Consider the following 12237-nt stretch of genomic DNA (forward strand, 5'->3'; position numbering starts at 1 on the left):
CCGATTTCTTCCAGGAGAACATGCATGCGGCGCAAACTGATCCTCGACGTGGACACCGGAACGGATGATGCGGTGGCCATCATGCTGGCGGCCCTACATCCGGACCTGGACCTGATCGCATGCACCACGGTCAACGGAAATGTCGACGTGCAGCAGGCCACCGACAACACACTGCGCGTGCTGGAATTCATCGGACGGGCCGACGTGCCGGTCTACGAAGGACTGCACCGCCCCATCGCTCGAAAGGACTTTCCGGTTCCACGCAGCGCGCGCGACATGACGAGCTACATCCATGGCTTCGAATTGCCGCTGCCGCCGCCCACCATCGCCAAGCAGCGCGGGCATGCGGTCGAATTCCTGATCGAGACCTATCGCACGGCGCGCGAGGAAATCGCACTGGTGCCGCTCGGCCCGTCGAGCAATGTGGCGGTCGCGCTGGCCCTGGCGCCGGACTTCGTCGACCTCGTGCCGGAAGTCGTGATGATGGGTGGCGCGCACGCCATCGGCAACACCACGCCATCGACCGGATTCAACACATGGTCAGATCCCGAGGCCGCGGCGTCGGTGCTGGATGCAGGTTTCAGGCAACTGACCATGATTCCGATCGATGCCACGCACCAGGCCTTGATCACGCGAGACGATTGCCGCGAGTTGGCCGCGCTCGGCACGCCTGCGGGCATTGCGGCATCGAAGCTGATCGAACGCCGCATCGCCGGACACATCGCAGGACAGCCGATGAGCGTCCTGGAGAGTACGCCGGTTCACGATCCGCTGTGCGTCGCGTTCCTTACCAATCCGTCGATCGTGACGACGCGATTTCTGCACGTCGCTGTCGAGACCAAGGGTGAGCTGACCCTGGGCAGAACGGTCATCGACGTCTCCAGCCGAAGCGGCAAGGCGCCGAATTGCCATGTCGCATTCCATGCGGATGGCGCTGCATTCACAGCCATGCTCAAGCAGGTCTTCGGCACAGCTCGCCCGCCGCGCAACTGAGCCACGTTTGAAGTCGCAGCCGGCGCCGGCATCAGGGACTCAGCGCACCGAGCAGCAGCCGCTGCGCCGGTTCGAGCCGAGCCGCCAGCTCTTCGGTCACGCCGAACTGCCGAAGCATCGCCCCGACCGGACGGAACGCAACCCGCGTGCGCCCCTCTTCGTCCTGCCGCACCAGCACGCGCAGCGGCAGGTCCAGCGCCGCCTGCGGACAGGCCTGCATGATCGGCGTGCCGCCGCGCGCGTGGCCATAGACCAGCACCACGGCCGGCAGCATGTCCATGCCGATCGCGCGCGCACCTGCCGCGTGATCGATGCGCGCGAAGATCTGCAGCCCGGCGCCTTCGATGGCCGCGGTCAGCCGTTCGAGCGTGGATGCGAAGTCCGAGGCGCCGATTTGCTCGACCAGTCCGGCCTCGTTCGATGGGTTCGTGATGATGTGCTCCTGCGCGCCGGCGGATGCCTCCGATGCAGACCGCATTATTCAGCCACCACCGCGATGCCGCGGAACTGGCCGGCGGTCGGTGCACCGGCCACCGGCTTGGGATAGCGCTCCGGGTCCAGCCGATGCAGCAGCTCCGCCTCGCGCGCCCGCGTCAGCGCGAGGTTCGCGAGCTTGACGTGGCCATAGCCGCGGATGTCGAGCGGGAGTGCCGCGATCTGCGCCGCTCGCGCCTGGCCGGTCGCGCTGAGGCCGGCCATCAGCGTCTCCAGGCGTTGCTCGAATTGCGTGATCAGGGCGCGTTCCAGCCGGCGCTCCTGCGTGTGTCCGAACACATCGAACACCGTGCCGCGCAGGACTTTGCCGCGTGCCAGCCATCCCATCGCCGGCAGCATCCAGCCGCCGAGGCGGATCTTGACTGGTGGTTGGCCATTCTTCGGGCGCGCGATGAAGGGCGGGGCCATGTGGAATTCGAGCCGGACGTCGCCCTCGAACTGCTCGGCCAGCTTGCGGCGGAAATCGCCGTTCGTGTAGAGGCGCGCGACTTCGTACTCGTCCTTGTAGCTCATCAGCTTCTGCAGGCTGCGCGCCGCATTGCGCGTCAGGGGCAGCGTGGGGTCGCCGCCCGGCAGCGCGGCCTCGCGCTCGCGCAGCGCGCGGACATGGGCTTCGAAGCGGCGTGCCCAGGCCGCGTTCTGGTAGCCCGTCAGATGGGCCACGCCGCGTGCAATCAGCGCATCGATCGAATCGTCCTGCGCAGCAGTGGCCGGTGTCGCGCGCAGGCGCTCCAGCGCATCCGCGTTCGCCGCAGCGACGCGGCCGAGCGCGAATGCGAGCAGGTTCTCCGGCACGGCGACGCCATTGAGTTCGATCGCGCGCGTCAGCGCCGCGAGACCGAGCGGCAGCAGGCCGCGTTGCCACGCATAGCCCATCGCGAGGATGTTGGCGGCCAGCGTGCCGCCGAGGAATTCCTCCGCCAGGCCTTGTGCATCGAAGGTCTCGACCCGCTCGTCGCCGGCCGCGAAGCGCAGCTTGTCCAGCAGCAGGTCGACATGCAGTTCGGCATCCGGATTGCGCAGCGACTCGGCCACCGGAATCTCGTGCGTGTTCGCCAGGATGCGCGTGCGGCCGTGGCGCACCGTCTGCAGCGCATCGGGCGATGCGCCGACCACGATGTCGCAGGCCAGGATCGCGTCGGCCTGCTGGGTGTCGATGCGGACCTGGTTGAGGCGCTCGGGCACGTCGGCCAGGCGCACGAAGCTCAGCACCGCGCCGCCCTTCTGCGCGAAGCCCATGAAGTCGAGCACGCTGGCCGACTTGCCTTCGAGGTGCGCGGCCATCGCAATCACGCTGCCGACCGTGACCACGCCGGTGCCGCCGACGCCCGTGACCAGCAGGTCGTAAGGCGCCGTCCAGGTGTGCGCAGCGGGTGTCGGCAAGGCCGCGGCCTGGCGGAAGAAGGCATCGAGATCGCGCGCCAACGCGCCGCTCTTCTTGCGCAGCGCGCCGCCCGTCACGCCGACGAAGCTCGGACAGAAGCCCTTGGCGCAGGAATAATCCTTGTTGCAGCTGGTCTGGTCGATCTTGCGCTTGCGCCCGAGCGGCGTCTCGCTCGGCAGCACCGCGACGCAATTGCTCTGCACGCCGCAGTCGCCGCAGCCTTCGCAGACGGCCTCGTTGATGAAGAGGCGTTTCGGCGGATCGAGCAGTTCACCCTTCTTCCGGCGGCGCCGCTTCTCGGCCGCGCAGGTCTGCTCGTAGATCAGCACGGTGACGCCGGCGATCTCGCGCAGGCGGCGCTGCACTACGTCCAGCTCGGCACGGTCGTGGAACTCGGTGCCGGCCGGGAAGCGTGATTGGATGGCGTCGTACTTGCAGATGTTGTCGCTGACGACCACGACCTGTTTCACGCCTTCGGATTCGACCTGGCGCGCGATCGCATCGACGCTGATCACGCCGTCGACCGGCTGGCCGCCGGTCATCGCGACCGCGTCGTTGAACAGGATCTTGTAGGTGATCGTGGCCTTGGCCGCGACCGCCTGCCGGATCGCGAGGTAGCCCGAGTGGTAGTAGGTGCCGTCGCCCAGGTTCTGGAACACGTGCGGCGTGCGAGTGAAGAGCGAATGCGAGACCCAGTCGACACCCTCGCCGCCCATCTGGATCAGCCCGGCGGTGCTGCGGTCCATCCAGTTGGCCATGAAGTGGCAGCCGATGCCGGCGCGCGCAGTCGAGCCTTCGGGCACCTTCGTGCTCGTGTTGTGCGGACAGCCGGCGCAGAAGTAAGGCAGGCGCTTGACGCTGTCGCTCGGGTTGGCGAGCAATTCGGGCGGCGTGAAGTCGCGCACGTGCTGCAGGTGGTCGCCGAGATCCTGGTTGGCCGGGAAATGCGCCGACAGCCAGTGCGCGACCAGCTCGATCAGCCGCGAGGGCCGCAGTTCGCCGAGCGCCGACACCAGCGGCCGTCCCTCGCGGTCGCGCTTGCCGACCAGCACGGGCCGCGTATCGGCCGGCAGGTTGTAGAACAGCTCGCGCATCTGCGTCTCGACGACGGCGCCCTTCTCTTCGACGATCAGGATCTCGTCGAGTCCGGCCGCGAAGGCCTTGATGCGGCTCTGCTCGATCGGAAAACTCAGGCCCACCTTGTAGAGCCGCACGCCGACGCGCGCCAGTGCCTCGGGCGTGATCTCCAGGCGCCGCAGCACTTCCATCAGGTCGTAGTGGGCCTTGCCGCAGGTGACGATGCCGACCTTCGCATCCGGGCTCTCGATCACGTGGCGGTCGATGCTGTTGACGCGCGCGAAGGCGGCCACCGCGTCGAGCTTGTCGGCCAGGCGCGATTCGATGCGCAGCGAAGGCAGGTCCGGCCAGCGGTAATGCAGGCCGTCGACGGGTTCTCTGTGGCCGGTCGCGGCGCGCACCGCGTCGGCATCGGCCCATGCGGCGACGCGTGCGAGCACGAGGTCGAGGTCGACCGTGCTCGCGCTCTCCACCACCTCCGACAATGCGGCCATGCCGACCCAGGCGCCGGCATAGCGCGACAGCGCATAGCCGTACAGGCCGAACTCCAGGTACTCGGCGACACAGGCCGGCTGCAGCACCGGCATGCTCCATGCGGCCAGCGCCTGGTCGCTCTGGTGCGGCATCGACGAGGAGACGCAGCCATGGTCGTCGCCGGCCACCACCAGCACGCCGCCATGCGGCGACGAGCCATAGGCGTTGCCGTGCTTGAGCGCATCGCCGGCGCGATCGACGCCAGGCCCCTTGCCGTACCACATCGCGAACACGCCATCGACGGTGCGCTCCGGATCCGATTCGACGCGCTGCGTGCCCAGCACCTGCGTCGCCGCGAGCTCCTCGTTGATCGCCGGCACGAAGCGGATGCCGGCATCGCCGAAGCGCGGCCCCGCCTTCCAGATCGCCTGGTCGACCATGCCGAGCGGCGAGCCGCGGTAGCCGCTCACGAAGCCCTGCGTCTTCAGGCCGAGGGCTGCGTCATGCTGGCGCTGCATCAGCATCAGCCGTACCAGCGCCTGCGTGCCGGTGAGGAAGATGGCGCCCGAAGAGGCCCAGAGGCTGTCGGAAAGCTGATAGTCGGAACGATGCAATTCGTTCGGGCGCACGGGCGCCTCGGTGAGGGAGTTCATACGCAGGATTCTTGGCCCGCACCCTGAGTAAAAGCTTCTTCAATACACTGGCAACAACCCCTTCTTCGAGAATCAAATTCTCCGATCGCACGATGAAAGACGAATCCATCCTTCTCGACTCGTACTCGCTGAAGATTCTTTTCGAATTGCAGCGCGATGCCCGCCAGACGGTTCAGCAGATCTCGGAGGCGGTCGGGCTGTCGGCGACGCCGTGCTGGCGCCGCATCAAGGACATGGAAGCCGCCGGCGTGATCCGCGGCTACACGGTGGTGATCGATCCGGAGAAGGTCGGGCTCAACCTGTCGGCCGTGACCGAGGTCAACATCGACCGGCACGGCGAGACGCAGGTGCGCGCGTTCGAGGAAGCGGTGGCCGCCAGCCCGCAGATCGTGCGCTGCGTCTCGGCCACCGGCCCGGCGGACTACATCCTCACCGTGCTGGTGCCGGACATCAAGCACTACGAGCAGTTCCTGCACACGACGCTGTTCCAGCTGTCGGGTGTCACGCACGTGCGCTCGGCGATCGTGCTGCGCGAGGTGAAGGCAGGCGCGAGCCTGCCGATTCCCGGAGGGCCCGCGGCCTAGTGCGGCGTGCCGCCGGTGATGCCGGCCATCCCGGTCGACTGGCCGATGGCCTCGGTGCCGGCCGGATGCGCAGCCGCCACCGCGCCTGCGTAGACGTCCGCCCTCGACACCATCGAGGTCGCCATCGGCGCGGCGGTCGATTGGCCGATGGCCTCGGTGCCGGCCGGATGCGCAGCCGCGGCAGCGCCCTGGCTCACCTCGTCGCTCGAGATCGTCGAATTCATCATCGGCGCGCCGGTCGACTGGCCGATCGCTTCGGTGCCGCTCGGATGGGCGGCCGAGACGGCACCCTTGTAGACCTCGTCGCTGTATGACGACGATTGCGCGCTGGCCGTGATGGAGCCGAATGCGGCCAGGGCGACACAGCCGCCGAAGGCCAGGGCTTTGAGTGAAGTGTGCATAAGGATCTCCTTGAGGATCTCGGTTCTGCCCCGCACGGCACGAACGCCGTACGGAGGACCTGTTGGCACTCTAGGCAGCCAGAATGAGACGGGGATGAGGGGAGACTTAGCCCAGAATGAGCGCCGCGGGCCGGGCGGTCGTGCGGGAAAATCCTAGCGTGCTTGATGAAGACCGCCTACGGCCTTCGAGGACGCCGCAGCTATCCTGTCGGCAGCGGCTGCGCAGATGACGAGGTATCTTCAATGGCACTGGAACTGACCGAGCGGGAAACTTTCGCAGGCGTTCTCGCGACGCTCGTGCAGGATCGCTGCGCCACCAGCGGCGCGGCCAGGACCTCGCGCACGGGCCTGCAGGCCACGGTGCCGGTGGACGAACGGCCCTCCATACGCCGCGGCCTCAACGCGCTGATCGAGCATGGTGTGCTGGTCATGAGCGGCGAGGACATCGGCTTCACCGCGCAGGGCAAGGCCTTCGCGGCCTACGTCCAGAACGCCCAGGGCGAGCGCAACCCGAAGAACGCCGCCACCCTGGCCTCGACGCTGTCGGCGATCGACAAGGACGAGCGCTTCGCGCCGCACCGGCCGATCGAGGACATCCGCACGCTCCCCGCGCGCCTGGAGGCCTACCGCGCCGTCACCCAGCCGCGGCTATCGAAGGGCTGGGTCGTGCTGGGTGCGCTGGCCACGGCGGTGGCGGCCTTCGCGCTGCTGCGTTGACGCCATGGTCGGCGACGACATCCCGAACCCGATACCTCCGCGCGGCGAAGCCGCGATCAACATCGTCGCGCTCCTTCTGCTGCTCATGGGCCTGGGCGTGGCCGGCGGCGGCATCTGGCTGGCCGTGCTGCAGGGCAGCGGCTACTACGTGGCGGCAGGCGCCGGACTGCTGGCCACGGGCTGGCTGCTGATGCGGCGCCAGCCGGCAGCGCTGTGGGTCTATGCGCTGCTCTTCGGCGCCTCGCTGGTGTGGTCCGTGTGGGAGGCGGGCCTCGACTGGTGGCCGATGGCCGCGCGGCTCGACGTGCTGTTCGTGTTCGGCCTGCTGCTGCTGACGCCGTGGGTGACGCAGCGGCTGGTCCACGACGTGCCGGGGCAGGCCGATCCGGCGCCGGTCTCGCTGCGCCGCGACGGCGGCCTCGCGCTCGCCATGGCACTGGTGCTGTTCGTGGTCGTGGCGGTGCTGTCCTGGACACGCGATCCGCACGAGATCATCGGGCAGCTGCCCGGCGCGGCGGGCAACGCCACGCCCGCGCTCGGCGGACCCGAGGATGTGGTGCCGCCCGGCGAATGGCATGCCTATGGCCGCACCGGCTATGGCCAGCGCTATTCGCCGCTCGGCGAGATCACGCCAGCCAACGTGGACCAGCTGCAGGTCGCGTGGCAGATCCAGACCGGCGACCTGCGCGGCCGCAGCGGCGACCCCGAAGAGACGACCGACGAGGTGACGCCGCTCAAGGTGGGCGAGCGGCTGTTCCTGTGCACGCCGCACCAGTCGGTGATCGCGCTCGACGCCACCACGGGGGCGCAGCTGTGGCGCTACGACCCGAAGATCCAGGGCAAGCTGGCGCTGCAGCACCTGACCTGCCGCGGCCTGTCGTACCAGCCACCGCGCAGCGAGGCAACGCCGACAGTGCAGGCCGCGGCGACAGCACCGGCCGAGCCGGCATCCGCGCCGGCGCCCGCTGCCGAACCGGCATCCGCGTCCGCGTCCTCGCCCGCATCCGAGCCTCCCCCCTCGCCACCCGCACCGCCCGAGCTCGCCACGTCCGGCCAGGCCGCACAGCCGGTGGCCGCGGACAGCGGCCATGCGACCGACCACTGCCCGGCCCGGCTCTTCATGCCGACCGCGGACGGCCGCCTCATCGCGCTCGACCCCGACACGGGCGCCGTCTGCAAGGACTTCGGCGGCGGCAAGGGCCAGATCAACCTGTGGGCGCACATGCCCAATCTCGACCCGGGCTCCTACTATTCGACCTCGCCGGTGGTGGTCACGCGCAAGCTGCTGATCGTCGGCGGCACCGTGCTCGACAACCTGTCGACGCATGAACAGTCCGGCGTGATCCGCGCCTTCGACATCGACACCGGCGCGCTGGTGTGGAACTGGGATTCCGGCAACCCCGACAGCACCGAGCCGATCGCGCCGGGGCAGACCTACACCGTCAACTCGCCCAACAGCTGGTCGATCGCGAGCGTCGACGAAGCGCTGGGCATGGTCTACCTGCCGATGGGCAACCAGCCGCCCGATCAATGGGGCGGCCGGCGCAGCCCCGCGGTGGAGAACTATTCGTCGTCGGTGGTCGCGCTCGACCTCGCGACCGGCAAGGTGCGCTGGCGCTTCCAGACCGTGCACCACGACCTCTGGGACTACGACGTGCCGGCCCAGCCGACGCTGTTCGACCTCACCGTCAACGGCGCCACCGTGCCGGCGCTGGTACAGCCGACCAAGCAGGGCGAACTCTTCGTGCTCGACCGCCGCACCGGCACGCCGCTGCTGCCGGTCACCGAGACGCCGGCACCGCAGGGCGCGGCACAGGGCGACCATTCGGCGCCGACGCAGCCGCGCTCGGCGCTGTCCTTCGATCCGCCGCCGCTCAGCGGCCGCCAGATGTGGGGCGTCACGATGTTCGACCAGCTCGCCTGCCGCATCGCCTTCCAGCGGCTGCGCTACGAGGGCCGCTTCACGCCGCCCTCGGTGCAGGGCTCGCTGATCTACCCGGGCAACTTCGGCACCTTCAACTGGGGCGGCATCGCGGTCGATCCGACGCGCCAGGCCGCCTTCACCACACCCACCTACCTGGCCTTCGTGTCGAAGCTGGTGCCGCGGCCGGACGACAAGGCGCTGATGGTCCAGGACAAGGGGCCGCCGCAAGGCAGCCTGCCGGCGCTCAACGAGAACTTCGGCGCACCCTTCGCGGTGAAGCTCAGTCCCTTCGTCTCGCCGATCGGCATCCCGTGCCAGGCGCCGCCGTGGGGCTATGTCGCGGGCGTCGACCTGCGCACCGGTCGCATCGCATGGAAGCACCGCAACGGCACGGTGCGCGACCTGTCGCCCGTGCCGCTGCCGTTTCGCATGGGCGTGCCGAACCTGGGCGGCCCGGTGATGACGGCCGGCGGCGTGGCCTTTCTCTCGGGCACGCTCGACAACTACGTGCGCGGCTACGAGATCGCGAGCGGACGCGAGCTGTGGCGCAGCCGCCTGCCCGCGGGCGGCCAGGCCACGCCGATGACCTACACCGGCGCCGATGGCCGCCAGTACCTGCTGGTGGTCGCCGGCGGGCACGGCTCGACGGGCACGAAGGCGGGTGACTCGGTGATCGCGTACGCGTTGCCGAAGCGCTAGCACCACACGCCACGCGCCGTGCGAGACTGTGCCCCTCGCATGCCGGACGACAGCCCATGAACGCGCTCCCGTTGATCGACATCGCCGCACTGGTCGCCGGCACCCCGGCGCGCGCCGCGGTGGCCGCCGAGATCGGCGCCGCCTGCCGCGCGCACGGCTTCTTCTATGCCATCGGCCACGGCGTGGATCCGGCGCTGACGCATCGGCTCGAAACACTGAGCCGCCGCTTCTTCGCGCTCGACGAGGCGACCAAGATGCGCTGGCGCATGGCGCTCGGCGGCCGGGCCTGGCGCGGCTACTTTCCGCTCGGCGGCGAACTCACCTCGGGCCTGCCCGACTGGAAGGAAGGCCTCTACCTCGGTACCGAGCTTGCGGACGACCATCCCCTCGTGCGCGCGCAGACACCCGTGCATGGCCGCAACCTCATTCCCGACATCGAGGGCTTCAGGCAGACCCTGCTCGACTACATGGATGCCGTCACGCAACTGGGCCATCGCCTGATGGAAGGCATCGCGCTGAGCCTCGGGCTCGAGGCCGGCTATTTCCACGACCGCTACACGGCCGACCCGCTGATCCTCTTTCGCCTCTTCAACTATCCGACGCAGCCGGTACCGGCCGGACTCGATGTGGCATGGGGCGTCGGCGAGCACACCGACTACGGCCTGCTCACCGTCCTGCATCAGGACGACATCGGCGGCCTGCAGGTACGCACCGCCGCGGGCTGGGTCGATGCCGCGCCGGTGCCGGGCGCCTTCGTCATCAACATCGGCGACATGCTCGACCGCATGACCGGCGGCCTGTACCGCTCGACGCCGCACCGCGTGGTGCGCAACACCTCGGGCCGCGACCGGCTGTCCTTTCCGCTCTTCTTCGATCCGAACTTCGAGGCCCGCGTGGCGCGCATCGAAGGGCTGGCCGGCGGCCATGCCGAGGACGACAGCGCGCTGCGCTGGGATCGCGCCAACGTGCATGCCTTCAACGGCCGCTATGGGGACTATCTGCTGGACAAGGTATCGAAGGTGTTTCCGCAGCTGGTGCGCGAAGTCCTGTGAAGCGTGGCTGCGCGGGATCCTTCCGGCAAGCGGCGAGCGGCCGGCCTCGAACCTACCTGACGCGCTGAAGCATCGGCTGCCGGTGCACCGCGACGACGGAAATGGTCCTTGCCGCCGGATCGATGCGGATGCGGTCGCCCGTCCCGATCAGCGTCAACGCGTCCGACGACCAGCCTTCGGTGATCGCCATGCCGGCCAGCACGGCGCCCTGCACCATCACCGGGTTGAGCCGGCCGAACACCAGAGCCTTCGGTGCGATGCCCTTGTGCAGCATGTCGAGGAAGGCCCATCCGCCGGCCACCCCGCCCTTCACGGTCGGGATCACCAGAATCCGGTCGATCACGGACTCTCCTTCCGCGCTGTGACCGATGCGGGAGATGACGCCCGTCGTGCGGTCCAGGTCGTAGCGCGGGCTGAAGCCTTCCCGCATCACCAGCGCCTCGCCCTCGACCACCGGCCCCCAGGCCTTCGTGACTTCGATGCGCGCGTTCACTTGAGTTCTCCCGTGCATGCGATGTCCACGCAGTCGGCGGTGCGGCGCAGCACGGTGTTGAACCGGTGCGCCGTGATGGTGTTGACCAGCTTGCCCGAGTTGGAGATCAGGTTCGTCCAGTCGTTCTCCTGCCGGATGCTGGACAGCCGCTGCAGGATATAGAAGCACACGCCCTGGAGCAGCCTGACCCCGGCCGCCTCGAGCGTGTCGATGTAGCCCAGGCGTTTGGCATCGCTGTACACGGCATGGTTGGTCGTGATGAACGCATGCATGCCCGGCGCGACCTTGCGGCCGCTGAACAGCTGCGCCATCGCCTGCATCTCGAAGATCGACAGCTGCGGCGCCGAGAACACCACGATGTTGTGCGCGCCGTCGACATACTTGCAGGCCTGGTACACGGCATCCAGATCGGCCTGCGTGACCGTGATCTCGGAGCTCGGCACGTTGCCGCCGAAGGCCGCCTCGGCGCTCGGCGCTTCGGGCGTGACGCCGACCATGTGGAACATCGCCATCGAGCCGTAGCTGGCCAGCGATGCACCCAGGTGCTTGAGCGCATCCGACGAGGGCGTTTCCCTGACGCCCTGGATCACCGGCACGGCGAAATAGTCCTGGTTCGGATGCCCGATGATCTTGCCCAGCGCGCCCCAGTCGGCCAGGTCCGTCATCTTCGCCTGCAGGTCGACCGAGAGCGTGCCGCGGCGAACCTCGTCGAGGTGGAATCCATAGGCCGGCGTGCGCCCGGTCACGGCCGCCGCGAAGCTGGCGTTGCCTGCCTCGTAGTTGGTGCGGGCGCCGAACACCGAATTCGCGTAGATCACCGTCCCCGTATCGCCCCAGGCCACGTGCTCGCCGATCTTGGGCTGGTAGACGGTCTGGTAGTTGATGCAGGTGTCGGTGGTGGCGACGCGCATGTCGCGCAGGCGCACGATGATCTCGCGCTCCTTCACCATGTCGGCCGGATCCTGGCGCAGCTCGTCGACGGTGTCGAAGTGCATGCAGCGCGCGTTGCTCGAGGTCGGCACGGCGCACCGCGCGTGGTGCTCGGACATCTCGCGCAGGTGCGCGAGGCCGCCCTCGCCCATCACCTCGATGTCGCCCATGACGTGCGCGTTGGTGATGGGAACGAAGTGCCGCGCGCCGAAGAAGTTGCCGACCTCGATCTGGAACTGGATGGCCTTCTGCACGGCCTTGCCGCGCTCGCCGCGCAGCATGGCGAGTTCGTCGGCGTTCAACTTCATGGACCCGGTGTCCGGTGTTTCGGTGTTCATAGCGGTGGTGAAGCGATGGCGTC

10 protein-coding genes are annotated in these 12237 nt (G+C 68.6%); 5 read left to right on the plus strand and 5 right to left on the minus strand.

The window, feature by feature from the left end; genetic code table 11:
* Positions 1-24: 24 nt before the first annotated feature.
* Entirely contained in the window at positions 25-993 is a 969-nt protein-coding gene (locus tag WDLP6_RS14870) for a nucleoside hydrolase (protein ID WP_162592945.1), read from the plus strand.
* 31 nt (positions 994-1024) lie between these two features.
* On the opposite strand, the gene WDLP6_RS14875 is transcribed toward WDLP6_RS14870, so the two are convergent.
* The gene (locus WDLP6_RS14875; RefSeq protein WP_162592946.1) at positions 1025-1471 is read right to left on the minus strand and encodes a DUF302 domain-containing protein; all 447 of its coding nucleotides are present in this window, start codon (positions 1469-1471) and stop codon (positions 1025-1027) included.
* The gene (locus tag WDLP6_RS14880; protein ID WP_162592947.1) at positions 1471-5076 is read right to left on the minus strand and encodes an indolepyruvate ferredoxin oxidoreductase family protein; all 3606 of its coding nucleotides are present in this window, start codon (positions 5074-5076) and stop codon (positions 1471-1473) included. The genes WDLP6_RS14875 and WDLP6_RS14880 overlap by 1 nt, the downstream gene beginning before the upstream one ends.
* Before the next feature lie 92 nt (positions 5077-5168).
* Here WDLP6_RS14880 and WDLP6_RS14885 point away from each other — a divergent pair, with 92 nt between their 5' ends.
* The gene (locus WDLP6_RS14885) at positions 5169-5660 is read left to right on the plus strand and encodes an Lrp/AsnC family transcriptional regulator (RefSeq protein ID WP_162567907.1); all 492 of its coding nucleotides are present in this window, start codon (positions 5169-5171) and stop codon (positions 5658-5660) included.
* Here the strand turns inward: WDLP6_RS14885 and WDLP6_RS14890 are convergent.
* The gene (locus WDLP6_RS14890; protein ID WP_232077072.1) at positions 5657-6061 is read right to left on the minus strand and encodes a hypothetical protein; all 405 of its coding nucleotides are present in this window, start codon (positions 6059-6061) and stop codon (positions 5657-5659) included. The two genes, WDLP6_RS14885 and WDLP6_RS14890, sit on opposite strands and share 4 nt — an antisense overlap.
* Before the next feature lie 243 nt (positions 6062-6304).
* Here WDLP6_RS14890 and WDLP6_RS14895 point away from each other — a divergent pair, with 243 nt between their 5' ends.
* The 3 genes from WDLP6_RS14895 to WDLP6_RS14905 are packed head-to-tail and all read left to right on the plus strand — an operon-like array spanning position 6305 to position 10453.
* A complete protein-coding gene (locus tag WDLP6_RS14895) occupies positions 6305-6778 on the plus strand; it encodes a hypothetical protein (protein ID WP_162592948.1) in 474 nt (157 codons plus the stop codon).
* Between the two features lie 4 nt (positions 6779-6782).
* Positions 6783-9401, plus strand: a complete 2619-nt coding sequence (locus WDLP6_RS14900) for a membrane-bound PQQ-dependent dehydrogenase, glucose/quinate/shikimate family (protein WP_162592949.1) — start codon at positions 6783-6785, stop codon at positions 9399-9401.
* A 56-nt stretch (positions 9402-9457) separates the two neighbouring features.
* Positions 9458-10453 carry an isopenicillin N synthase family dioxygenase gene (locus WDLP6_RS14905; protein ID WP_162592950.1) on the plus strand — a complete coding sequence of 332 codons (996 nt, stop codon included), beginning with the start codon at positions 9458-9460 and terminating at the stop codon, positions 10451-10453.
* A gap of 52 nt (positions 10454-10505) precedes the next feature.
* Here WDLP6_RS14905 and WDLP6_RS14910 read toward each other — a convergent pair whose 3' ends face one another.
* Together WDLP6_RS14910 and WDLP6_RS14915 are read right to left on the minus strand one after the other, a co-directional pair.
* Complete coding sequence (locus WDLP6_RS14910; protein WP_332105661.1) at positions 10506-10883, minus strand: aconitase X swivel domain-containing protein; 378 nt, start codon at positions 10881-10883, stop codon at positions 10506-10508.
* A gap of 59 nt (positions 10884-10942) precedes the next feature.
* Complete coding sequence (locus WDLP6_RS14915) at positions 10943-12184, minus strand: aconitase X (protein ID WP_162592952.1); 1242 nt, start codon at positions 12182-12184, stop codon at positions 10943-10945.
* Positions 12185-12237 lie beyond the last annotated feature (53 nt).

Source organism: Variovorax sp. PBL-E5, assembly GCF_901827185.1.
Classification (GTDB): Bacteria; Pseudomonadota; Gammaproteobacteria; order Burkholderiales; family Burkholderiaceae_C; genus Variovorax.